The sequence below is a fragment of the Flagellimonas taeanensis genome, from assembly GCF_003584105.1.
Lineage (GTDB): Bacteria > Bacteroidota > Bacteroidia > Flavobacteriales > Flavobacteriaceae > Flagellimonas > Flagellimonas taeanensis.
Genome location: NZ_QXFO01000006.1, coordinates 1 through 23349 on the forward strand (window position 1 = coordinate 1; position 23349 = coordinate 23349).

Genomic DNA, 23349 nt, shown 5'->3' on the forward strand with positions numbered 1-23349 from the left:
CGAAGCGGGCTCCGACCCACAGAACAACCTTCCTCTGATCAACGATCAGGAGTTCACCGTGGCGGAGGATATTGCCGATACCGATGTGATCGGCACCGTGGAGGCCACGGATGTCGATGGAGATGTTCTCGGTTTCGATATTACAGATGATGTCTCCGGCCTTTTTAAGATTGATATAACTACCGGGGAACTCTCCCTGAATGCGGGCAAGTCGCTAGACTTTGAGACTGCTACAGAACATGTCATTACCATAGGGGTAGTAGATGGCATCGGACCAGAGGTCCATGCCACCGTGACCATTACCGTGGAGGACGTGTACGAATCCCTTGCCAGCGACCCCAACGCCTTTGTCACCACTTGGAAGACCACCATGGCGAATGAGGAGATCGTAATTGGCACGAATGGCAACCTCACCTATGACTACACCATCGATTGGGGGGATGGCACGGTGGAAGAGATCGGCACCAGCGAAAATCCCTCTCATGTCTATGTCTCGGCCGGCGACCACACTGTGGCCATTTTGGGACAGTTTCCTGCGATTATTAGTGACGAGGACGAGGGTACTCCAGTTAAACTTCTGTCCATTGATCAATGGGGCAACATCCAATGGAAGAGCATGTTAGGAGCCTTTGCCTATTGTTCAAATATGACCTATAAGGCCACGGACATGCCAGACCTTTCCCAGGTGACCGACATGCTCTATATGTTCTACGGGGCAACTGCTTTTAATGGGGACATCGGTGGCTGGGACACCTCTAGCGTGACCGATATGAGTTTTATGTTCGTTGGTGCTACATCCTTTGACCAAGATATCAGTGGTTGGGACACCTCCAACGTAACCTCTATGAACGGCATGTTCATACGGGCTACAGCTTTTGACCAAAATATTGGTGGTTGGGACACGAGCAGTGTGGTCGGTATGGAAAGTATGTTCTATGGGGCCACCTCGTTCAACCAAGACATTGGCAGTTGGGATACTTCCAGTGTAACCATCATGAACAATATGTTCGAAGATGCCACGTCTTTTAATGCCGATATCAGCGGATGGGATGTCAGCAATGTGGAAGACATGGACTTTATGTTCGCAGGGGCCACTGCCTTTGACCAGAACATTGGTAGCTGGAACATCGGTAATATGATCGACATGCAAAATATGCTCGATGGCTGTGGGATGTCAGTAGCCAGTTTCAACGCTACTATAGTGGGTTGGAATGCCTTTGTGGAACAAAATGGTGGTCCTATGGACATCACTTTAGGTGTAGATGGCCTTACCTTTTGCGCTAATGGCCTTTCCGCTGGTAACAATTTGGAGTTCAACCATGGATGGACATTTACCGGAACCTATTCAGGACAGTTAAGCTGTAATTGATTTCCCGTAAGATAGAAAAACATACAAAAAATTACCGCCGGGAGACCCCAAAGTCTTCCGGTGGTTTTTGTTGTACTGCTAACTGATTTTAGAACACTTCGATTATTGGGTTGTCAGAGGTCGGAAGTCAGATGTTAGAGCATAGAACAGAGAAAATAGACTTTGTTTATTGTTTACTGCAAACTGTCTACTGGTTTTCCAACCCACCATTGAAATTGAAACTTGTCCTTAAACCTTTACCCTTGTCCCCTTCACCTGTAAACCAAAATCCGCAATTCTATTCACTCCTTCAACTTTTGACCCCAACCACTTACTTTCCCCATAAAGAGCTACTTTTGGGTCATGCAGATTACATTGATAGCCATAGGAAAAACAGACAAGGCCGAACTGGAGCAACTCATAGCCTTATATGAGAAACGATTAAAACACTACATCAAATTTGAATTTGTGGTACTCCCCGACATCAAGAACAGTAAAAACCTTTCCGAGGCCCAACAAAAGGAAAAAGAAGGCGAACTGATTTTGTCACAATTGCAACCTACGGACACCCTTATTCTTTTAGATGAAAAAGGCAAGCAATACTCTTCTCTGGAATTTGCCGATTTCCTCCAAAAGAAAATGAACAGTGGCCTCAAAAACCTTGTTCTGGCCATCGGTGGACCTTATGGTTTCAGCGATGCAGTTTATGCAAAATGTAACGGGAAAATCAGTCTGTCCAAAATGACCTTTTCGCATCAAATGGTCCGCTTGTTCTTGGTTGAGCAATTGTACAGGGGGTTCACCATCCTACGGAACGAACCATACCATCACCAATAATGTGGAAAAAGAGAAAAAAAACTAGAGACTAGAATCAAGACAAAACTGTGCTTGTTCTTGTTTCTTATAGCGTAGCGGTCTTGTGTCTGTTAATAAAGAACCCTAAACTTGATCGTGTTTTCCACGTTCTTCAGTTCCTTCACCACATCTTTGTCATACTCCCTGTCCAGATCGGTGATCACATAACCTACTTCGGGGTCCGTGGACAGGTATTGCCCAGTGATGTTGAGGCCATACTTGGCCAACACTTCGTTGATCTTCGCCATAATGCCCGGCACATTCTTATGGATGTGTAGGAAACGGTGTGCTTTGTTCTGTTTGGGCAATCGGATGTTGGGAAAGTTCACTGCATCTACCGTGTTCCCGGAATTGATATAGTCCATGATCTTGTTGGGTACAAAATCGGCAATATCGCGTTGGGCCTCTTCGGTGCTGCCACCAATGTGTGGTGTGAGTATTACATTGGACAGGCCTTGCAAGGGAGTTTCGAAAGCTCCATTGGCACTTGGTTCGGAAGGGTACACATCTACCGCGGCACCGCCCAATTTTCCACTCTTCAACGCTGATGCCAGTGCATCGATATCCACCACAAAGCCCCTAGAGAGGTTGATGAGCATGGCACCGTCCTTCATTTGGTTGATCTCGCGTTCGCCTATAAAGTTCTTGTTGGCCTTATTGTCGTCCACATGGAGCGTGACCACATCGGACACGGACAACAGATCTTCCAAAGTGCTACATTTTACCGCATTCCCCAAGGCCAACTGGTCCTCCACATCATAATAGTACACATGCATGCCGATGGCCTCTGCCAATACGGACATTTGCTTTCCGATATTGCCATACCCCACAATCCCTAGATTCTTCCCTCTTACTTCCCTGGAATTGGAAGCGGTTTTGTTCCACTCCCCATTGTGAATCTCGGTACTCCGCGGAAAGATGCTGCGCATGAGCATAATGATCTGCCCAACGGCTAGTTCCACTACAGACCTTGTATTGCTATAGGGTGCGTTGAAGACCACTACCCCTTTCTTTTTACTGTATTCCAAATCGATTTGGGTCGTCCCGATACAGAAAGCCCCTACCACCAACAGTTTATTGGCAGCATCCAATACCCTTTGGGTCACTTGCGTCTTGGAGCGGATACCGAGTACATGGACCCCTTTGATGCGTTCCACAAGCTCGTCCTCGGAGAGACTATGTTTTACCAGTTCCACAGAAAACCCTTCTTCCGATAGGTTTTCAAAAGCTGCGGTATGCACATTTTCCAGTAAAAGGATCTTGATTCGGTTCTTGGGATAGGACAGGTTTCTTGGTAAATCGTTCACAAATAAAAATTCATCTAGGTTAGGTGCCACGTGATCGGCATTGTTGGCCGCTTTTTCACGGTGCACGTTTTCAGTGTAGGCAAAAAACTTATGGGCTATTCCGGCCTCGCGCATCACATAGTCGCTATAGCCGTCCCCAATGACCTGAACCTCGCCTTCCAGTCCCAGGTTTTTCAAACATTCTATCTTTCCGTTGTGGGAAGCGAGCACATTGGTCTCATCAAACCCAACAATGTTCCCTTCTTCATCAAACTTGAAGGTATTTGCATAGACCCTGTCCGAAGGAATTTTATATTCTTCGACTATGGGGTCTATGAATTCCTTGAATCCACAGGAAATCACATAGATATCTTCTGAAAATTCGTGGAAAAAATCCTTATTGGCCGCGATGGATTTGGATATCTTTTGGCGAAGTTCGGCAACGAGGTCCTGAAGATCGCTCTTGTTCGCATTGAGCAGACGTATCCTCCTCTCCAAAGATTCGGTGAAGGAAATGTCACCGTCTATTCCCAAGTTGGTGATTCTTTGGATTTCCTTTACGATTTCATCTCGTTTGGGATTTCCCTGCAAGGTCATTTCCGCCAGAACATCCAGCGCTTCGACCCTTGTGAGGGTGCTGTCAAAATCGAAAACATATTTGCGTCCCGTTTGCACCATGGATTCCATCAAAAAAATTAAGGTGTAAAATTAAGCATTAATTCCATCCCTGAAATCGGGACCGCCCAAAAACCTTACAGAATTGTCGTTAAATCAAAAAACCCTTACATTTTGTTTTAAATGGCACCCAAAATCCAATTTTTTGCAATTTGGGTCAAGATGAAGTGAAAGTTCAAGTTCTGTCTTGAGAACAGAGAGAATAGAACCAAAAGACAAGAAACCTGTAACTATGAACTTGGAACAAAAAATAGTGAGAGGAAGAGGTCAGTAAGCAGTCTGCAGTGACCAATAAACCAATCGTATATTTTCTATGGTCTATGTTCTTTCTTCTATTTTGACCGAATTTAACGAATAGGCAAGAAATACTTCCGACGTTTCGACTACGCTCAACGGGACACTTCTGACCTCGGACATCAGATTTCCGCCTTCAGCTATCAAAACCAGCGACGGGTCAGTTTGCAGTAGATATTATATTCCTTGCCGAACATTGTTGTCAATGCCTCTTCTTCCCCTTTGATTTGGAAACGGTTCATGTAGGACACAAAACCTGCTGCCAAAAGCGTGTTGAAAGCGTTCCCCAATTTTAGGCCAAAGGCCAAAAGAAAAAGCAGCATTCCCAAATACATGGGGTTTCTGGTGTAGTTGTAGATGCCAGAAGTCACCAATTGGGAAGTCTTTCCAGGGTTCAGTGGGTCTGTTGTGGTCTTGGCTTTTAAAAATTGTATGACCGAGATGAAAATCAGCAAAAAACCCAAACCCGTCAAGAAGAGGGCAAGCTCACTCCTACCAAAAAAATCAAAGTCCCCAACAGGTAGGAACTTGGCAAGGACATACATCAATCCCCCAAATAGCAACATCACTAAAGCCGGCGGCAATTTCAATTTCATGCTCCATGTTTAAGTTTCGAAATTACTACTTTTGATCATCAAATAGAACCCTTCATATTTTGAAACTTGTTTTTGCCACCCACAACGACCATAAACTGTACGAAGTCCAACAACTCCTACCAGAATCCATTGAACTTTTATCGCTAAAGGACATTGAGTGTTTTGATGAAATCCCTGAAACTGGTCTGACTTTGGAGGAAAATGCCAAAATCAAGGCCGATTTCGTGACCCAAACCTATGGTTTGGACTGTTTTTCGGACGATACAGGTCTTTTAGTGGACAGCCTTGATGGCGAACCCGGGGTGTATTCGGCAAGATATGCAGGGGAACAAAAAAATGCAGGGGACAATATGGCCAAACTGTTGTCCAAGTTGGACGGAAAAGACGATCGTTCCGCCCATTTCAAAACCGTTATACACCTGAACATCAAAGGAAACAGTTTTGTTTTTGAAGGCATTGTCGAGGGCTCCATCACCGAAAGTCAGCAAGGGAACGGAGGTTTTGGATACGACCCTATTTTTAGACCAAATGGCTACAAAAAAACTTTTGGGGAGCTATCCGCAGCGACCAAAAATGCCATTAGCCACAGGGGGAAAGCCATCCAGAAATTAGTGGATTTTTTAAAAAACAATGTCACTTAGCGCCTACTGATCAAATTTAATGTACCTTTGCCGCTTTAATAACGCCGCCGGTATGGGCAAGGTGTTGCGATGGGCTTAAAGGGTTATAGAAAAATCGCTCGATGCAACACAACATATTTGCGATTTTAAGGTATATACCACTATGACAAAATTTGAAGCCTTGGGGTTGGATAAACCCCTATTGGATGCCATTTCCGATCTTGGATTTGAATCCCCCTCCGAAGTACAGGAAAAATCAATCCCCATTTTATTGGAAAGGGACACCGATTTGGTGGCCTTGGCACAAACAGGAACAGGAAAGACCGCCGCTTTTGGTTTTCCCATGATCCAAAAAATCGATGCGGACAGCAGGACCACGCAAGGACTTATCCTTTCCCCTACCCGTGAGCTATGTCTGCAGATCACCAACGAGCTTAAACTCTATTCAAAATATGTAAAGGGGCTGAGCACCGTAGCCATTTATGGTGGTGCCAGTATCACGGAACAGGCCAAGCAAATCAAGCGTGGCGCACAGATTGTAGTGGCCACTCCCGGTCGTATGAAGGACATGATCGGACGTGGAATGGTCGATATTTCAAAAATCGATTATTGCGTTCTGGATGAAGCCGATGAAATGTTGAACATGGGCTTTTATGAGGATATCAAAGACATCCTTTCCAACACGCCACAAGAAAAATTGACATGGCTGTTTTCGGCCACCATGCCCAAAGAAGTGGCCTTGATCGCCAAGAAGTTTATGCACCAACCCGTTGAGATCACAGTGGGCACCAAAAATGCAGGAGCCGCCACCGTTCAGCACGAATACTATGTGGTGGGTGGCCGTGACCGATATTCGGCACTCAAACGCCTTGCCGATGCCAATCCGGGCATCTTCTCCGTAATCTTTTGTAGGACCAAGCGGGATACCCAGCGCGTAGCGGAAAAATTGATCGAGGATGGTTACAACGCAGGCGCACTTCATGGTGACCTGAGCCAGAACCAACGGGACATGGTCATGAATGCCTTTAGAAAGAAACAGGTGCAAATGTTGGTGGCCACCGACGTAGCAGCACGAGGAATCGATGTGGATGATATTACCCACGTGATCAATTACCAGTTGCCCGATGAGATAGAAACCTATACACACCGTAGCGGTCGTACCGGTAGGGCCGGGAAGTCAGGGATTTCCATGGTCATCGTTACCCGTTCGGAACTCCGTAAGATCAAATCCATCGAGGGAAAGATCAAACAGGATTTTATTGCCAAAAAAATTCCTTCGGGCATAGAAATTTGCGAGATCCAGTTGTACCACTTGGCCAACAAAATCAAGGAAACCAAGGTCAACAGCGAAATTGACAGTTATCTTCCGGCCATCAACGATGTGTTAAAAGATATTGACCGCGATGAACTCATCAAAAAAATCGTTTCGGTCGAGTTTACCCAATTCTATAACTACTACAGCAAGACCAAAGACCTCAACACTTCCGACTCCGACAGGGGAGAGCGTGGCAGTAGTGAGGATAGAGGCGGAGACATCCCATCAGAAGGTTCCGTGCGCTACTTCATCAACATAGGTGAGCGCGATGGCTATGACTGGATGTCGCTGAAAGACTTCCTAAGGGACACGCTGAACCTTGAAAAAGAGGACATTTTTAATGTGGACACCAAGGACAGTTTCTCCTTTTTCAATTCCGATGCACAATTGACCGATCTCATTCTGCAGACGTTCACCGAGTTCAAGGTGGATGGGCGTTTCATCAATGTGGAAGTGTCCAAAAATCCCGGTGGTTCAGGAAAAGGTGGCAAAAAACGCGACAGGAAACGCGGACATCGCAAAGGCGGCGACAACAGGTCATCGTTCAAGGGTGGCAAAAAAGGCGGATTCAGCAAAAAAGGCGGCAAAAAAAGGACTGGCTTCTATTAGTTAATTCTATATTAAATGATAGGGGCGTACTGTAGTTTTTTCTTTGTTTAGTACTTTTATACCTACTAAAATTGCATGAGAAGAATATTACTTACATTTTTTGCCCTTGTTTCCCTTCATGGCTTTGCCCAAGATGAGGTGGAAAACCAAGAGGTCGGTGAAATTACCGCCACGGTAATCAATGCGCAGAGCGATATGCCTTTGGAAAGTGTGCACGTCATCAACCTGAACCAGGTAAAAGGGACCATCACAAACCAGAACGGAAAGTTTACCATTCCGGCCGCGGTGAACGATACCCTCTACCTCTCTTATTTGGGTTTCAAAACACAAAAAGTAAGGGTCACGAATGATATGTTCAAATTTGGGGACACCAAAATAGCCCTGACAGAGCTTGCATACGCCTTGGAAGAAGTTATCGTAAGGCCCTACCAGCTCACGGGATATCTGGAAATCGATGTGAAGAACCTTCCCATCAACAATGCGCCGCAGTACAGCATCTCGGGCCTCAATACCAGTTATGAGGCCGGTAACAAGAGCCCCAGTGCCGTGACCAAGGTGCTTGGAGCCATATTGAACCCCGCCGACTTGCTGCGCAACCTTTTTGGCAAACAGCCCAGACAGATGCGCAAATTGCGCCAGATCAAGGAAGATGACAATATCAGGGACCTTCTCGCCTCAAAATTTGACCGGGAGACCCTTACCGAACTGCTCCAATTGGAAAAAGTGGATATTGAGGACATCCTCAACAACTGCAACTATTCCAAGTCGTTCATCAGCACGGCCAACGATCTCCAGATCTTGGATGCCATCTCCAGTTGCTATGAAGAATACAAAGTACTGAACCGAAAACAATAGAACCATTCTTTTTCAGGTCTGGGCCCCGCTATAAATAAATTTTATATTTCCACATTCATTTTATAGCTTTAGACAAAATCCCAATACATGAAAAAGCTACTTGTCGTCATGTACTCCATTCCCTTGTTCATCGGCTGCAAAGAGGTTAAAAAACAACCTGAAAAAATACAAGTAGTCCAACAAGAGACTCCCAAAAAGGAAGTTCCTTTTGTTTGGGAAGCCGCCAATGTCTACTTTTTGTTGACGGACCGTTTCAACAACGGAAACCCCGAAAACGACGTTAATTTTGGACGGACGGAAGAGACCGGCGTGCTCAGGGGATTTATGGGCGGTGACCTACAGGGCATCACCAAAAAAATTGAGGAAGGCTATTTCACCGACCTGGGCATCAACGCCATTTGGTTCACCCCCGTTGTGGAGCAGGTCCATGGGGCCACGGATGAAGGTACCGGAAAAACCTATGGTTATCATGGCTATTGGGCCAAGGACTGGACAGCCATAGATCCTAATTTTGGCACCAAACATGATTTGGGCAATTTGGTAAAGGCCGCCCATAAAAAGGGCATCCGAATCCTGCTGGACGTGGTGCTGAACCACACCGGACCCGTCACCGATCAAGATCCGGTATGGCCAGACGACTGGGTAAGGACAGGACCCAAATGCGAGTTTACCACTTATGAAAACACCACAGCATGCACCTTGGTGGAAAACCTCCCGGACATCCTTACCGAATCCAACGAGCCTGTGGAGCTCCCAGATGCGCTTTTGGCCAAATGGAAGGAAGAGGGTCGTTTGAGCAAGGAATTGGATGAGCTCCAACTTTTCTTTGAACGTACAGGATACCCAAGGGCTCCACGCTACTACATCATCAAATGGCTGACCGATTATATCAACGAGTTCGGGGTAGATGGGTTCCGTGTGGACACCGTCAAGCATGTGAACGAAGATGTTTGGGGCGAACTGCACAAGGAGGCCAACATTGCCTTCGAAATGTGGAAGAAGAAACACGAAAGCAAAATACTGGACGACAATCCTTTCTATATGGTGGGTGAGGTCTATAATTATGGTATTTCCGGGGGACGCCAGTTTGATTTTGGCGACAAGAAGGTGGACTTTTTTGAGTATGGGTTCAAAAGCCTGATCAATTTTGAGCTGAAGACCGATGCCGACAACGATTATGAAGCCATCTTTAAAAAATACAGTGACATCCTAAATACCAAATTGAAGGACAAAAGTGTACTCAATTACCTCACCTCGCATGATGATGGCAGCCCTTACGACAAGGAACGGAAAAAGCCCTATCGTGCTGCCAACGTATTACTTTTGACCCCAGGTGCCTCCCAGGTGTACTATGGGGACGAAACCTCCCGGAGCCTCACCATTGAGGGTACTGAAGGCGATGCCACTTTGCGTTCTTTTATGAACTGGGAAGAACTGGACAGCTTGCCCAACGTGCAACAAATCCATAAACACTGGCAAAAACTGGGGCAGTTCCGTAAAAACCACCCGGCGATAGGGGCCGGCAAGCACAAAAGGCTGGCCAAATCCCCCTATGTGTTCTCCAGGACCTATGTGAACGGTGATTTCAGGGATAAAGTGGTCGTAGGGCTTGACTTGCCCAAGGGCAAAAAATCTCTATGGGTGAAAGGCTTCTTCGGTGATGGCACCAAACTGTACGACACCTATTCCGAGACAGAGGTCACCGTTGCCAATGGCAAGGTAATCTTGGACAACGACTTTGACATTGCTCTTCTGGAATTGATGGAATGATCTTACTTTTTGGAAAGTAGGGCTATTCGGTTGCCCTCCGAATCCATGAACAGACCCATATAGCCAACATTGGGACTGATCAGTGTCTTAGGCTTTAGGATTCTTCCTCCAACAGACCCAATGCGGTCCAGTTCATTTTGCAAATCCTCACTATTGAAATAGACCAGAACCCCGGCCACATTACTGGGAGTGTACCAATCCTTGTTTTGGATAAGGGAACCAGCAGCACCTGGTTGCCCGTTCTTGAACGGAAACCACCCCATTCGGGTATCGCCAAGCTCCTGCACCTGTATTTTTACCTGAAAAACCACCTCATAAAAAATCTTGGCACGGTCCATATCCTCCACAGGGATTTCGAACCAACCTACCATATTCGATTCCATGCTTTTATTTTTCCAAAGTTGCCTTAAGGTTGCTGAGTCCTTCCTCAAAATCCTTTCCAACCGCTTTGTCCATGCTCATGAAGAGCATCATGATACTCATGGGAAACTTGTTCTGCCCTGAAAAGCCCCAAATGACCTTGGTTCTGTTCCCATCCACACTTTCCGTGACCAAATAGGCATCCGAAGTGGATTTGAAGGGTTTTAGAAAACGGAGTTCGGATTCCACCCGCTCTCCCTCTACAATCTTTGTGATTTCCTGCTCCCCTTCCCCGACTTGCTTATTGCCGTTCCAATAGTTGATGGCCCCAACTTCACCATCAGTTCCCGTAAACTTTTGCTGCATGTCGGGGTCCCTTCTGGCCCAAGGGGACCATTCATTCTGTTTTTTCAAAGATTTGAGATGTGCAAAGACCTCATCCTTTGGTCGGTTTATCTCTATGGAACGGGAAACGTTGTAGGTCTTGGGTGCGATTGTTGCCAAAACCAAGACCAACAAAACAATTCCAAGGATAATGTAAAGTGCTATCATCATATGCTTAAGTGATTGGTTAACAGCTAAAAGTACAAAAAAACTTTACTCGGAACGGTATCTTTTGATGATTCCCTTTACATGGTTGATGGACTTTTTGGTCCAATCCAAACGTTTTTCAAGAATCTCATCGTCAGAGAGTTGCCAATCCAATCCGGACTGTCTTACTTTTTGGGCCAAATCCTGTATGATGATGGCCGCCGAAACGGACACGTTCAGGCTTTCCGAAAAACCAACCATCGGAATCTTCAAAAAAGTATCCGCCTGCTGCATCACTTCATCACTGAGCCCGGCCTTTTCCGTTCCAAAGAAAATGGCCGACTTGCTTTCTGGAATAAAGTCGTGGAGCAGTGTGGAGTTGTCATGCGGCGTAGTGGCAATGATCTGATACCCTTCTTCCTTGAGTCTTGCCACACATTCCCTTGTATTCCTGTACCTGTGGACATCCACCCACTTCTCCGCCCCCATGGCGATGTTCTTGTCCAATTGCTTTGCAAAACGGTCTTCCACCACATGGACTTGCTGCACCCCGAACACGTCACAACTGCGGATAATGGCACTGGTGTTGTGCATTTGGTACACATCCTCAATGGCCACAGTCAAAAAATTGGTACGGTCTTGCAGCACCTCCAAAAAACGCTGTTTGCGTTCCTCGGTGAGGTAGCTTTCCAAATAAGCAAAGAGATTATGATCGAACATGCCCCGCAAGATAGACAAATTTGAAATTTACCAGAACCGAATATTGGGTTTGGAAAATCTGGACTTCTTTAATTTCGTGATAAAATCAACCTTCGCTTAAAAATGACAACAATTGTCTAAATCACATTCGAAACAATAAATATTTTGTTGTTTTGTATAGACGACCAAAATCTGGCAAAAACCTGCTTGTCCACCTTGACAAGAATTGATGGAACAACGGTGTTGGCCAGAACACCGTGAACAACCAACAACAGAAAAATGATCAAAAAAATCATCCTGACCCCTTTTCAGAGTTTCGTAAAGATCGAGGGCTTTAGTGGTATCCTATTGCTCATCACGACCATAATTGCCCTAGTTTGGGCCAACTCACCGTTCGGGGACAGTTACCAATCCATCTGGCAGTACAAGATAGGGTTCAGCACTCCTTTTTTCGAATTGCAAAAACCGCTCATTCTTTGGATCAACGATGCCTTGATGGCCATTTTCTTTTTCCTGATCGGATTGGAGATCAAAAGGGAGTTTTTGATCGGGGAGCTTAACTCGGTAAAAAAGATAGCCTTCCCCCTTTTTGGGGCCATGGGGGGCATGTCCGTACCGGTTCTATTTTATCTCATCCTCAACCACAGTCCAGAAACCCAGGTGGGCTGGGGCATACCCATGGCCACTGATATTGCATTTTCCTTGGCTGTCCTAAACGCATTGGGCTCCCGTGTCCCCCTGAGTCTCAAAATCTTTTTGACCGCATTTGCCATAGTGGACGATATTGGTGCCGTTCTGGTCATCGCCGTATTTTACAGTGGTGACATTGACTTCTCTCTCCTGCTCTATGCCTTTGGGCTTTTGGCCATACTCTATGCCATAGCCTACAAAGGGATTTACTCCAAATACCTGATCACTTTTTTTGGCATCATCATCTGGACTCTATTCTTGAAGGCGGGCATCCACCCGACCCTTGCTGGAATTTTACTGGCTTTTTCCGTTCCCATCAGACAAAAGGTTGACACCCCTGAATTCATTGATAATCTGACACGGATCACCAAACGTATCAAAAAGGCCAAGGTTTTGGACAACTCCATTCTGTCCAAAGAACAGATTGGGGAAATCGATGCTCTGGAATATTGGACCGATAAGTACCAATCGCCCCTTCAACGTTTGGAACACAACCTGCATGGCTGGGTCGCCTATTTCATCATACCGGTGTTTGCCTTGGCCAACGCCGGGGTCTCCTTCAGCAATTCAACGGAGCTGGATACCCAACTGATCATCAATATGACCATCTGCCTTGTGGCCGGCAACAGCATCGGAATCTCAACCATCATCCTATTGGCCAAAAAGATAAAGTTGATCGATGTGCCAAAGGACATCGGGGCGCAGCAGATTGTAGGGGTCGCCTTTTTGGCCGGCATCGGTTTTACCATGTCCATTTTCATTGCAGGACTCGCCTTTGAAAACGATCCAATCAACATAGACTCGGCCAAAATCGGAATTCTTGTGGGATCGTTCATCTCTGCGGTCATCGGTTTCCTTATTTTGAGATGGAAACCTCGTAAGGCCATTACCGTTCAACCTCAATAAAACATAGCCATGGGAAAACCAAAAATCGTTGTACTCACCGGAGCGGGCATGAGCGCCGAAAGCGGACTAAAAACCTTTAGGGATGCAAACGGACTTTGGGAGGGCCATGATGTGATGGAAGTGGCCTCGCCCCAAGGTTTTGCGCGCAATCCCGAATTGGTGTTGGAATTCTACAACCAGCGCAGGCGACAATTGCTGGAAGTAAGCCCCAACCAAGGACATTTGGCCCTGGCGCAATTGGAAAACCGATTTGATGTGAGCATTGTGACCCAAAATGTGGACAACCTTCACGAACAGGCAGGAAGTTCCCATGTGGTGCATCTGCACGGAGAACTTTTCAAAGTGCGGAGTACCAAAGATGAAAATCATGTTTTGGAATGGAGGAAAGACCTTGTCTTGGGCGATCTGGACCCCCATGGCCATCAACTACGCCCCCATATTGTCTGGTTCGGGGAAATGGTCCCCCTACTCGAAACGGCAGCAGAGATTACCCAACACGCCGATGTATTGATCATCATCGGCACTTCCATGCAAGTGTACCCTGCAGCCAGTTTGATCCATTATGTGCATGGCCAAACGCCCATATATTTTGTAGATCCAAAACCAACGGTACGCACATCGGATTTTGGCAACCTGACCATTATCCAAAAAACGGCGGTAGAGGGTGTTCCGCCCCTTGTGGAAGAACTTTTCAGTATTTGGCTCTAGCGCCATCGGCCCAAGTCACCAAGGCGATGATTTGATCTTGGGTCAATCGGGCATCGCCATGGGTCCATGTATATTCTTTTAAGGGCATCTCCCCTTTTTTTACTTCTTCCACTACTTCTTCCAGTTTATGGTCCTTCTTTTCGACCGTATAGTTTTCCCAATCGGAAAAATTGAGGTGTTTCTTTCCATCTTTGATGTGATCGGCCAACCAATAGGAAACCGGCGCCACGTTGTTGTACCAAGGATATTCGGTATTGGCACTATGGCAATCGTAACAAGCCGATCGTAAAATCTGCTTCACCTCGGCACTGGGCTCCGTATCCGTTTCAAAGGCAGCGACGTAATCGCCTTCGGCCTGATTTTTTTCAGGTCTGTAAAATTGCATGCCAATCAGGACCACCAATAGGGCAATCGCTATTTTTTTCACTATTTTCATCACGAAAAGGTTTGTATAAATATACTTTTTTTTGTGACTGAAAAAGAACTGTTAATAACACTAAACTCCAGGAGGCTTTCCAAGCCCCAAATAGATCGGTTGGTGGGCAATCTCGAAAGGCAGCCCGAACTCACCAAAATCCTTTTTGAGGCCATATTTGTGGAGGACAGGGAGGGTACGTTCAATGCTAGCTGGACCTTTGACCACCTGATGCGAAAAAAATTGGAATACCTGTTGCCTTTTTTTGATGACTTTGCGGGTCGGTTGAGCGAACTGAAGACCGAATCCTGCATCCGGCCCATGGCCCACGTATGCGAAATGGTCTGCATGGCCTATTTCAAAAAGAAGGACCCCACATTCACCCAACACATTACCGATACCCAACTGGAACAGATCATGACCGTTTGCTTTGATTGGCTCATCGGCCCCATGAACATGGCACCAAAGGTTTTTTCCATGACCAGTCTCTTCTATCTGGGGCAAAAATTTGATTGGGTGCACCCAGAACTGAAACAGGTTTTGCAGGACACCTATGCCGATGGAACTCCAGGATACCAGAACCGGGCCAAAAAAACCCTGGATAAGTTGGCACGTTTAGGCCATTAAACTCTGCGAGTTTAAGTATCTTTGGAGCTTTCAAAATTTTCTAGACCATGTCTTTGACCCAACTCAATGCGATTTCGCCCATTGATGGCCGATACGGAAACAAAACCAAGGCGCTAAGGGATTACTTTTCCGAAGAGGCCCTTATCAAGTACCGTGTTCTGGTAGAGATTGAATATTTCATTGCCCTCTGTGAGGTGCCTTTGCCCCAATTGGCTGATTTCAACAAAGCGTTGTACCCCGATCTTCAAAAGATCTATTTGGAGTTTTCTTCGGAAGATGCACTGGGCATCAAGGAAATTGAAAAGACCACCAACCACGACGTGAAGGCCGTGGAGTATTTCATCAAACAAAAGTTTGATGCGCTTGGGCTCCAAAAATACAAGGAGTTCATCCATTTCGGACTGACTTCGCAGGATATCAACAATACGGCCATTCCGCTCTCCATCAAGGAAGCAATGAACGAGGTCTATGTTCCCTCCTATTTGGAAGTGTTTGAAAAATTGAAGGAACTGGCCAAGGAATGGGAAAACATCCCCATGCTGGCCAGGACACATGGTCAACCGGCCTCTCCTACCCGTTTGGGCAAGGAAATCGAAGTATTTGCGGAGCGGTTCAAGGAGCAGTTCAATTTATTGAACGACATCCCGAGCGCGGCCAAATTTGGAGGTGCCACAGGGAATTACAATGCCCACAAAGTAGCATACCCAACCCACGATTGGAAAGCTTTTGGAAAGCAGTTTGTGCAAGAAAAACTGGGACTCCATCATTCGTTCCCCACCACACAAATTGAGCATTATGACCATATGGCGGCCCTTTTTGATGGCTTGAAGCGCATCAATACCATCTTGATTGACTTAAACAGGGACTTCTGGACCTATGTGTCCATGGATTATTTCAAGCAGAAGATCAAAAAAGGGGAAGTGGGCTCATCGGCCATGCCACACAAGGTGAATCCCATTGATTTTGAGAACTCTGAAGGGAATTTGGGACTGGCCAATGCCATTTTTGAACACTTGTCCGCCAAACTGCCCATTTCCCGCTTGCAGCGCGACCTTACGGACAGTACGGTATTGCGAAATGTAGGAGTTCCTTTTGCCCATACCTTGATCGGGTTCCAATCCACTTTGAAGGGGCTGAACAAACTGGTATTGAACCAAGAAAAGTTTGAAAAGGACCTGGAGGACAACTGGGCCGTGGTTGCCGAGGCCATCCAGACGATTTTGCGCAGGGAAGGCTATCCCAATCCGTATGAGGCCCTAAAGGGACTGACCCGGACCAATGAAAAGATTACCCAAAAGTCCATTGCAGATTTTATTGAAACACTGGAGGTTTCGGATGCCATCAAGGCTGAATTGAAACAAATTACACCTGCAAATTATACGGGAGTTTAATGAGTTTCTACCAAAAAATCCTGTTGACTTTTGGTTTCCTTTTTCTCTTCAGTGGATCTCTGATAAAAATTTTGCACTGGGAATTTGGCCCCATTAATGGTGCCCTGTTGATAGCTATTGCCTATCTTCTACTTTTCACTGCAATACTTCTTTACATTTGGCGCAAACCAAAAAAATAACCCAACGAATTATACCGGGGGTGTAGATTGTGTTTTCAGTTTAAAGCCGGTTCACTTCAGTTGTTTCAATCTGTTGATGGCGTTCTGATTTTGGGAATTCAACTCCAGCGACTTTTCAAAACTTTGAATGGCCTTTTCCTTGTCACCCAAATACAGATACCCTTCCGCTAGACTGTCATATAGATTGAAAGAATTTGGGAAAAGTGTTGTGGCCAATTTAAATACATGGATTCCTTGGGAAGACCTATTTGGGTTGAAAACAAGTTGTAGTCCAAGGGTGTTCAAATCAGCTTCCGGCATTTGGAACGAAGGATGGTTTTTTACAATTGAATCGTATAGCTGGGATAGATTTTCATAGTTTTGACTTGAAGCCAAATCATTGAAATCCTGAAAATTGAATTCCCTTATTTTCGGTTGTTTGATGGTTTGGGTCACCAACCTACTTGGAACTCCATTGTCAGAAGGACCATTTTCGATGAAATCCAATGCCTTTTTATCATTCTTCAAAGTGGCCTCTAAAAAATGTAATGCATAAACAGCGACCCATTTATAGGATTCCATGATTTCCGGATCGCTTTTGTCCTGCCTAGGGTCCCTATTGGCAAAAAGGACGCCCAGTGTGCTGAAATGGCTATGCGTCAAATGATGGAACTTCAATCGATATGACTTACCATTTGAAATACTGTCATACAATTGGAATTTCGTGTTCAGCTCGGCATCTATCTTGTCTTCTTTCAAGACGATTTCAGGAATGCTCTTCTGCGCCATATGAATGTAGGGGACATCTATTTTTTGGGCATCGAAAAACGGCGATTGGTTCAGTAGCCCATATTGGTACCGCTCCGTTCCATCAAGGCTGACAATGGCTTTTACGTTGTCATTTCGATTTTGAACGATGATATTTGACAACCCTCCAAAACTGAACCCCATAACGGCCATTTTATCATGATCCACTATTGGAGATTTCCCTGCTTCTTTCATCAAAAACTCAACATCCCTGGCCTGGGTCTCCATTTCCTTCGCATTGTTGCTGCTAAACCAGCGGGTGTCGGTTCCCCTACTTGGACCTGACATGACCACAAAACCGTGACTTGCCAAATATTCACAAAGGGCAAAGTTCTCGATGGATGATGCTTGGTAACTGGGCGTGTACAGAATCAGTGGGAATTTCCCTTTTCCGAATTCCGCCTTGGCATATGCGGTCGTTTTTTCTTCAAGGTGTTTCTGGTTTTCAGGCGTATTGGAATAATAAAACCAGTTCAATAGTTGTTCATTGGGCAAATGCTCCCACTCCTCTTCTTTTTTAAGGATTTCGAAGTAGTCCACGACCTGCAAGGGTTCCAAGCCCTCTACATTTTGCCCAGAAGGGTACCACATACTTACTGAAATTGGCCTTGCTATCGTGGTCTTGGTATAGTCATAAATTCTACTGTAAGTCCTTGTGCTGTCCGAAATTGTATAATGCCGAAATCCTACATTGTATTTCCCATTTTCAAGGTCGATTTCCTTGAGTGAAGTCTGAGCAGTGATCAGACACGCTTGGAAAAGTATCAAAATTGGTAGATTGGTAAATCTCACAACAGATCAGTTAGTGTTCACTTTCAAAGATTCGATTATTTCCCCTCTGTTACAGTTTTTGCTCATGGAATCCAACTTGGTTTAGTTTTTTGTCATTTTTGAAGGAACAATACAACTGAAAAAAATAATATCAGATTCTTTACTGTGTTCAGAACGACAAGTTTTGCGTCGGTTCGAGCGCACTCGAGAACATTGAACAATACTTCTTACCAAACTCGGTTTTTTTGCATGAAGTGTTATCCCTGCTTACGGATTTCCACTTGGTGCGGATACGGAATCTCAATGCCTGCAGCATCCAGGGCCAGTTTACAATTCTCATAGGTCGCAAAATACACGTCCCAATAATCTTCTGGCTTGCAGTAAGGTCTTACCGCAAAATTCACCGAGCTGTCCGCCAGTTCCAAGACATTTACCGAAGGAGCTGGCTCTTGGAGCACTTTGGGGTTGTTGGTCAACACATTCAAAAGCACTTCTTTGGTCTTCTTGATGTCCTCTCCATACCCCACCCCGATCACGGTGTCCACGCGCATTTTGCCCTCTGCCGTATAATTGATGATGTTCCCGTTCGCCACAGCTCCATTGGGCACTATGGCGAGTTTGTTTTGAGGGGTCACCATCTTGGTGGTGAATATCTCGATTTCCTTCACCTTTCCCAAAATACCCTGGGCCTCGATGAGATCGCCTATACGGTACGGTTTGAAAATCATGATGAGTACTCCGCCCGCAAAATTGGAAAGAGATCCCTGTAGCGCCAAACCAACGGCAAGACCGGCAGCGGCGATCACAGCTGCGAAGGTGGTCACATCCACACCCAACCTGGAAATCACAACTATCACAAGAAATACCTTGAGTGCCCATGAGAACAGGTTCAAAAGGAATTTTTGGAGCGATTCGTCATATTTGCTCTTGGACATCATTTTCCGGGTGCCCCCGGTTATTCTCTTGATCACCCAGATGCCGACAAGGTAAATGAGTAGGGCGGTAATGAGTTTGGGACCAAATTCTTTGACCAATTCCAGGCCATAGTTCATCCATTCTTCAGCTTTTTCCATGATGGTTTTTTTAGTTAGTGTTCTTACAATGGGACACTAAGTTAAAAAAGATGGTCACAAGAAGGCGCGAAAAATAGGCCTGAAAACAAACAAGGGCGACATATGTCGCCCTTGTTCCATTGTATGATGGTCGGTCTAGCCTTTCAAAAAGTCGCCGATCTCGCCCAGACCTTCTCCTTTGTATTCGGATTTTTGGATGGCCTGCATCAACTGCATGATGTGGGCGGGGTTCATGTCCTTGCCCAAAACGCGTACCAGGGCAAAGCCCTTGTCGTCACTATCCCCATAGATGATCACTTCATCAATGGCATCCTCATCGCCAAGGTATTTGATCACTCCTTTGCCGTATTTCGAATTGATCTTCATCAATTCCACAAAGTGGTCGCCTTTCAGGATTTCCTTTACTTTTTTCTTCTCCATTTCAAATTCGGCCTCGTTCTCTGAATTCTTTTTGAAGGCCAACAAATTGAACTTGCGGAGGGATTCCACTGCTTCCTTTTGCGTAGGGGTCAAATCCACCCCTTCCATTTTAAGGATACTCGCCGGGACATCGATGGACAGGAAATTGGGGTTCTCGGAATTGTCCACGTAATATTCCTGTAGGCTCTGCTGCGAAGAACAGGAGGCCAAAAGGATGGCCATACCTGCCAAAATGCTTTTAATAATATGTTTCATCTGTACTCTTTTTTGATTGATTTATTAATAACCAGCATGTCAGCTGATAGTTATTGGTGGTCGGATTTCGTGTTTTGTTACACTTCCAGCCCATAACCATCAGCTGACAAACTTCTTAGTTGTTCTTTCCTGCTTTGTTCAGTTCTTCGGGCAGGTTCATTTTCTTGGTCAATGAATTGATCTTGTTGAGATCGATATCCCCGGTAAGGGACAACAGCACGGTTTCCACGTTCCTTCCATTGGTCTTTACCTTGTCCAAGTCGGTCACCAACATCAGCAACTCACTGACATGGTCATCATCCCTTCCTTGTTTGATATAAAACCTCACGTTGGCGTCTTTGTCCTTCACTCGCATCAATTCTTCCATCTTGGAGGAACTCAGATAGCTGTTCACGGCCGCTGTCATGTCGGAACCGATACTTTTGTTGTCGGTAGTGAACACCTTCAAGCTCTTCAGGCTACTGGCGATGTCCATAAAATCCCTTGCCTCTGGGTCATTGACCTCTACTTCTATTTTTGACAACAGGTTGAACATGCTTTTGTTCACCACTACGGAGGTGACCTCGTCCATATCCTCGAACTTGTCAAACAGGGATTGTGAAAATCCGGCCAAAGGCAACAATGCCATCACTGCGATTAAAATATACTTTTTCATCTTTTTCGTTTTTTAATTGTTGTTGTAAATTTTTTGTTTTGCTTCTTCGAACTCTTTTAGGTAGGCCACTTTTTCCGTGCCCCTCCCAAAATTCTCGGCCAAGAGTTCAAAGGCCTTTTTGGTTTCTTGATAGGCGTACTCCGCCTGTTCAAGCTCCTGTTGTTTTCTATCCTGGTATTGTTTCCCAAAATAGAGGCCAAAGGTGAGAACTACTGCCGCTGCAACGGATAGCCACTTGTAATAGTTTACTCTAGGTTTTAATGGAACCTGCTTGGTGTACCTTTCTTCCTTGGCGCTGGAAAAGTAGTTGAACATGGGCCTGTACTGCTCCAAGTGCGGTGCTACGCTGTCCTGTGCAAAATACTCCCGGAGTGTTCGTTCTTCGGCCACGGTGGTTGTGGCCTCGAAATACTTTTCCATTAATTTTTCTATATTATCCAATTCCATAGCTGTGTTTTTTTATCAATTCTTCCCTTACTGTTTTTCTTGCCCTGGACAGCGCCACTCGCACAGCGGTAGGTTTCATGTCCAACAGGTCGCATATTTCTTCAAATTCGTATTGTTCCACGTCGCGTAGCTGCAATACCATCTTTTGTTGTTCGGGCAGTTCCTTCATGATCCGTTCCATCCATCCCACGCTATCTTCAGCTTCCAGTTGGCGTTGCAACGAGATGTTCTCGTCACTGTAGTTGCTGTGTACCAACTTTAGGTTGCCCGCTTGTTTGGATTTCAATCGGTCCAAACAAAAGTTTTTGGTCATGGTCATGGCAAATGCCTCAACGTTTTTGTACTCAGCCATGGACTCATTTTTTGCCCAGAGCTTCAGCAAAATTTCCTGTGTGGCATCTTCTGCTTCTTCCCGGGACACCAACAGGCGTTTCGCCAGCCTGTAGAGTTTGTCCTTAAAGGGCATCACCACGTTCAAAAATTCTGTCTGTTTCATTTGGTTGTCAGTTGTTTTGGTCCTAATTTATCGACCTACACTATCACGACGACGCATATCGAAATTTGTTACAAAAAATTTGTAATCTCCCTTTATGTGCCTATTTTGCATAGTGATTCTTTATATTTCAACATACATTCCAAGCCCCAACTCTAACCTTTATATTGAATTGGAATGAAAATTGAGGAATTTTTATAAAATTAAGCTATGAAAAAATATATCCTACTCTTATTGGGTGTTACCTTGGCCTTTACCGCTTGTAGCGATGATGATGGAATCAAGAACGGCCCCACTCCCAACCCAGATCCCGACGCCGATGTGACCGCCCAGAACTTTATGTGGCAGGCCATGAACCTTTGGTATTTTTGGCAAGGGGATGTAGCAGACCTGGCAGATGACCGATTTTCTTCGGATGCTGAATACACGGCTTTTTTGGAATCTTATACCGATCCTGAAAATTTTTATTATAGTATTTGCAACAAACATAGTCGGATAGTTGGTACTGAAGCTGCCATAGATCGTTTCAGCTTTGGAGATGATGACTACAAAGAATTGGTAAGCAGTCTTTCCGGTGTATCCAAAAGCAATGGGTTGGAGTTCAATTTGATGTACAAATATGCCAACAGCAATGAAATCTTTGGATACGTATTGTATGTACTACCGGACTCCAATGCTTCTGGTGCCGATATTGTCCGAGGGGAAATGTTTACCCGTGTCAATGGTGTGCAGCTAACGGACAGCAACTATATCAATTTGTTATTTGGCTCCAACGATACCTATACGTTGGGCATGGCACACATAGAAAACGGTGATTTTGTAAATGACAGTAAAGAAGTTACCTTGACCAAAGTGGCCAATCAAGTAGAAAATCCTATTCTGGTAGCCAAAACGCTGGACGTAAATGGCACTAAGGTGGCCTATTTGATGTACAACCGTTTTTTGAGCAGTTTTGACGAACAACTCAATCAGGCCTTTGCACAGTTTAAAGCGGAAGGGGCCACCGAACTCGTACTGGATATGCGCTACAATCCTGGTGGCAATGTGAACACTTCACGCCTCTTGGCCAGTATGATCTATGGCACCCACACCGATGAAGTTTATATAAAACAACGATGGAACGATAAAGTTCAAGCCCAATTGACCAATGAATTTTTGACCGATTATTTTGCCAATACCACGGGCACGACCAGCATCAACACCCTTAACCTAAGCAGGGTCTTTGTATTGGCCACCAACGATTCGGCCTCAGCCAGCGAACTGGTGATGAACGGATTGGTACCTCATATGGAAGTCATCCACATTGGTGAGACCACTAGAGGTAAAAATGAATTTTCCATAACCTTGGTGGACGATCCGGATAATACCTTTGTTTATAATAGTAACCGTGAGGACAAAATTAACCCAAACAATAGTTGGGGACTCCAGCCGTTGGTGGGGAGAAATGAAAATGCCGACGGGTTTTCCGATTACACCAGTGGTTTGGTTCCGGATATTGCCCTCAGCGAAGATTTGACCAACCTTGGAGTTTTGGGTGATGTCAACGAACCTCTTTTGGCACGTGCACTTCAAGAAATCTCTGGAGTATCTGCGAAAGTGGACTTTACGGTCGAAATGCCGGCAAAGTCTTTTACATCCTCTAGGTTACATACTCCTTTGAAAGACCATATGTATCTGGATAAACCTTTGGATATCCAAATCCAATAAAAAAAGCGGCCTA

23 protein-coding genes are annotated in these 23349 nt (G+C 45.4%); 11 read left to right on the forward strand and 12 right to left on the reverse strand.

Annotated elements, in window-relative coordinates:
* On the forward strand, positions 1-1369 hold a 1369-nt coding region (locus D2V93_RS00955; protein WP_119618014.1), incomplete at its 5' end, for a BspA family leucine-rich repeat surface protein.
* A gap of 342 nt (positions 1370-1711) precedes the next feature.
* The gene (gene rlmH, locus D2V93_RS00960) at positions 1712-2185 is read left to right on the forward strand and encodes a 23S rRNA (pseudouridine(1915)-N(3))-methyltransferase RlmH (protein ID WP_119618015.1); all 474 of its coding nucleotides are present in this window, start codon (positions 1712-1714) and stop codon (positions 2183-2185) included.
* Between the two features lie 89 nt (positions 2186-2274).
* Here rlmH and serA read toward each other — a convergent pair whose 3' ends face one another.
* Complete coding sequence (gene serA, locus D2V93_RS00965) at positions 2275-4167, reverse strand: phosphoglycerate dehydrogenase (RefSeq protein WP_119618207.1); 1893 nt, start codon at positions 4165-4167, stop codon at positions 2275-2277.
* 434 nt (positions 4168-4601) lie between these two features.
* Positions 4602-5054 (reverse strand): methyltransferase family protein, encoded by a 453-nt coding sequence (locus D2V93_RS00970; RefSeq protein WP_119618016.1) that lies wholly within the window; start codon positions 5052-5054, stop codon positions 4602-4604.
* A gap of 59 nt (positions 5055-5113) precedes the next feature.
* On the opposite strand from D2V93_RS00970, the gene D2V93_RS00975 reads away from it, so the two are divergent.
* The 4 genes from D2V93_RS00975 (at position 5114) to D2V93_RS00990 (ending at position 10223) form a co-directional block, all read left to right on the forward strand.
* Positions 5114-5695 carry a non-canonical purine NTP diphosphatase gene (locus D2V93_RS00975; protein WP_119618017.1) on the forward strand — a complete coding sequence of 194 codons (582 nt, stop codon included), beginning with the start codon at positions 5114-5116 and terminating at the stop codon, positions 5693-5695.
* Positions 5696-5837: 142 nt separating this feature from the next.
* Positions 5838-7598, forward strand: coding sequence for a DEAD/DEAH box helicase (locus D2V93_RS00980; protein WP_072882522.1), 1761 nt, complete (start codon positions 5838-5840; stop codon positions 7596-7598).
* Between the two features lie 75 nt (positions 7599-7673).
* On the forward strand, positions 7674-8453 hold the full coding sequence (locus D2V93_RS00985; protein ID WP_072882521.1) for a carboxypeptidase-like regulatory domain-containing protein: 780 nt from the start codon (positions 7674-7676) through the stop codon (positions 8451-8453).
* An 87-nt stretch (positions 8454-8540) separates the two neighbouring features.
* Positions 8541-10223, forward strand: coding sequence for an alpha-amylase family glycosyl hydrolase (locus D2V93_RS00990; RefSeq protein WP_119618018.1), 1683 nt, complete (start codon positions 8541-8543; stop codon positions 10221-10223).
* Between the two features lie 2 nt (positions 10224-10225).
* Here the strand turns inward: D2V93_RS00990 and D2V93_RS00995 are convergent, their stop codons facing one another.
* Genes D2V93_RS00995 through D2V93_RS01005 form a run of 3 tightly spaced genes read right to left on the reverse strand, consistent with a single transcriptional unit; the run spans position 10226 to position 11834 of the window.
* On the reverse strand, positions 10226-10606 hold the full coding sequence (locus D2V93_RS00995) for a VOC family protein (RefSeq protein ID WP_119618019.1): 381 nt from the start codon (positions 10604-10606) through the stop codon (positions 10226-10228).
* A 4-nt stretch (positions 10607-10610) separates the two neighbouring features.
* On the reverse strand, positions 10611-11135 hold the full coding sequence (locus D2V93_RS01000) for an SRPBCC family protein (RefSeq protein ID WP_119618208.1): 525 nt from the start codon (positions 11133-11135) through the stop codon (positions 10611-10613).
* A 45-nt stretch (positions 11136-11180) separates the two neighbouring features.
* On the reverse strand, positions 11181-11834 hold the full coding sequence (locus tag D2V93_RS01005; RefSeq protein WP_119618020.1) for a TrmH family RNA methyltransferase: 654 nt from the start codon (positions 11832-11834) through the stop codon (positions 11181-11183).
* Positions 11835-12092: 258 nt separating this feature from the next.
* Between D2V93_RS01005 and nhaA the strand changes: the two genes are divergently transcribed.
* Complete coding sequence (gene nhaA / locus D2V93_RS01010) at positions 12093-13409, forward strand: Na+/H+ antiporter NhaA (protein WP_119618021.1); 1317 nt, start codon at positions 12093-12095, stop codon at positions 13407-13409.
* A gap of 9 nt (positions 13410-13418) precedes the next feature.
* Entirely contained in the window at positions 13419-14117 is a 699-nt protein-coding gene (locus tag D2V93_RS01015; RefSeq protein WP_119618022.1) for an SIR2 family NAD-dependent protein deacylase, read from the forward strand.
* On the opposite strand, the gene D2V93_RS01020 is transcribed toward D2V93_RS01015, so the two are convergent.
* Positions 14101-14553: a heme-binding domain-containing protein gene (locus D2V93_RS01020; protein WP_119618023.1), complete on the reverse strand. Its 453-nt coding sequence runs from the start codon at positions 14551-14553 to the stop codon at positions 14101-14103. The genes D2V93_RS01015 and D2V93_RS01020 overlap by 17 nt on opposite strands.
* Positions 14554-14655: 102 nt before the next feature.
* Here D2V93_RS01020 and D2V93_RS01025 point away from each other — a divergent pair, with 102 nt between their 5' ends.
* Positions 14656-15159: an adenylosuccinate lyase gene (locus tag D2V93_RS01025; protein WP_147377329.1), complete on the forward strand. Its 504-nt coding sequence runs from the start codon at positions 14656-14658 to the stop codon at positions 15157-15159.
* A gap of 47 nt (positions 15160-15206) precedes the next feature.
* The gene (purB, locus tag D2V93_RS01030) at positions 15207-16550 is read left to right on the forward strand and encodes an adenylosuccinate lyase (RefSeq protein ID WP_119618025.1); all 1344 of its coding nucleotides are present in this window, start codon (positions 15207-15209) and stop codon (positions 16548-16550) included.
* A gap of 230 nt (positions 16551-16780) precedes the next feature.
* Here purB and D2V93_RS01040 read toward each other — a convergent pair whose 3' ends face one another.
* From D2V93_RS01040 to D2V93_RS01065, 6 genes are all read right to left on the reverse strand, one after another.
* Positions 16781-18283 carry a poly(ethylene terephthalate) hydrolase family protein gene (locus tag D2V93_RS01040; protein ID WP_220473608.1) on the reverse strand — a complete coding sequence of 501 codons (1503 nt, stop codon included), beginning with the start codon at positions 18281-18283 and terminating at the stop codon, positions 16781-16783.
* A gap of 260 nt (positions 18284-18543) precedes the next feature.
* Positions 18544-19359, reverse strand: a complete 816-nt coding sequence (locus tag D2V93_RS01045) for a mechanosensitive ion channel family protein (RefSeq protein ID WP_072882500.1) — start codon at positions 19357-19359, stop codon at positions 18544-18546.
* Between the two features lie 135 nt (positions 19360-19494).
* Positions 19495-20034 (reverse strand): DUF4252 domain-containing protein, encoded by a 540-nt coding sequence (locus tag D2V93_RS01050; RefSeq protein WP_119618028.1) that lies wholly within the window; start codon positions 20032-20034, stop codon positions 19495-19497.
* Between the two features lie 115 nt (positions 20035-20149).
* On the reverse strand, positions 20150-20689 hold the full coding sequence (locus D2V93_RS01055) for a DUF4252 domain-containing protein (RefSeq protein WP_119618029.1): 540 nt from the start codon (positions 20687-20689) through the stop codon (positions 20150-20152).
* Positions 20690-20701: 12 nt separating this feature from the next.
* Entirely contained in the window at positions 20702-21136 is a 435-nt protein-coding gene (locus D2V93_RS01060) for a hypothetical protein (protein WP_072882495.1), read from the reverse strand.
* Positions 21123-21632, reverse strand: coding sequence for an RNA polymerase sigma factor (locus tag D2V93_RS01065; protein WP_119618030.1), 510 nt, complete (start codon positions 21630-21632; stop codon positions 21123-21125). Before D2V93_RS01065 ends, D2V93_RS01060 begins: the two co-directional genes overlap by 14 nt.
* Before the next feature lie 207 nt (positions 21633-21839).
* Here D2V93_RS01065 and D2V93_RS01070 point away from each other — a divergent pair, with 207 nt between their 5' ends.
* Positions 21840-23336 carry a S41 family peptidase gene (locus D2V93_RS01070; protein WP_119618031.1) on the forward strand — a complete coding sequence of 499 codons (1497 nt, stop codon included), beginning with the start codon at positions 21840-21842 and terminating at the stop codon, positions 23334-23336.
* The last annotated feature ends 13 nt before the right edge of the window (positions 23337-23349 follow it).

Coding starts and splice junctions, on each gene's coding strand:
- D2V93_RS01045 (WP_072882500.1), bottom strand. CDS start 19,359: ATGGAAAAAGCTGAAGAATGGATGAACTATGGCCTGGAATTGGTCAAA.
- purB (WP_119618025.1), top strand. CDS start 15,207: ATGTCTTTGACCCAACTCAATGCGATTTCGCCCATTGATGGCCGATAC.
- D2V93_RS01070 (WP_119618031.1), top strand. CDS start 21,840: ATGAAAAAATATATCCTACTCTTATTGGGTGTTACCTTGGCCTTTACC.
- D2V93_RS00970 (WP_119618016.1), bottom strand. CDS start 5,054: ATGAAATTGAAATTGCCGCCGGCTTTAGTGATGTTGCTATTTGGGGGA.
- D2V93_RS01015 (WP_119618022.1), top strand. CDS start 13,419: ATGGGAAAACCAAAAATCGTTGTACTCACCGGAGCGGGCATGAGCGCC.
- D2V93_RS01000 (WP_119618208.1), bottom strand. CDS start 11,135: ATGATAGCACTTTACATTATCCTTGGAATTGTTTTGTTGGTCTTGGTT.
- D2V93_RS01020 (WP_119618023.1), bottom strand. CDS start 14,553: ATGAAAATAGTGAAAAAAATAGCGATTGCCCTATTGGTGGTCCTGATT.
- D2V93_RS01055 (WP_119618029.1), bottom strand. CDS start 20,689: ATGAAAAAGTATATTTTAATCGCAGTGATGGCATTGTTGCCTTTGGCC.
- nhaA (WP_119618021.1), top strand. CDS start 12,093: ATGATCAAAAAAATCATCCTGACCCCTTTTCAGAGTTTCGTAAAGATC.
- D2V93_RS01065 (WP_119618030.1), bottom strand. CDS start 21,632: ATGAAACAGACAGAATTTTTGAACGTGGTGATGCCCTTTAAGGACAAA.
- D2V93_RS01060 (WP_072882495.1), bottom strand. CDS start 21,136: ATGGAATTGGATAATATAGAAAAATTAATGGAAAAGTATTTCGAGGCC.
- D2V93_RS00990 (WP_119618018.1), top strand. CDS start 8,541: ATGAAAAAGCTACTTGTCGTCATGTACTCCATTCCCTTGTTCATCGGC.
- serA (WP_119618207.1), bottom strand. CDS start 4,167: ATGGTGCAAACGGGACGCAAATATGTTTTCGATTTTGACAGCACCCTC.
- D2V93_RS01005 (WP_119618020.1), bottom strand. CDS start 11,834: ATGTTCGATCATAATCTCTTTGCTTATTTGGAAAGCTACCTCACCGAG.
- D2V93_RS00985 (WP_072882521.1), top strand. CDS start 7,674: ATGAGAAGAATATTACTTACATTTTTTGCCCTTGTTTCCCTTCATGGC.
- D2V93_RS00980 (WP_072882522.1), top strand. CDS start 5,838: ATGACAAAATTTGAAGCCTTGGGGTTGGATAAACCCCTATTGGATGCC.
- D2V93_RS01050 (WP_119618028.1), bottom strand. CDS start 20,034: ATGAAACATATTATTAAAAGCATTTTGGCAGGTATGGCCATCCTTTTG.
- D2V93_RS00995 (WP_119618019.1), bottom strand. CDS start 10,606: ATGGAATCGAATATGGTAGGTTGGTTCGAAATCCCTGTGGAGGATATG.
- rlmH (WP_119618015.1), top strand. CDS start 1,712: ATGCAGATTACATTGATAGCCATAGGAAAAACAGACAAGGCCGAACTG.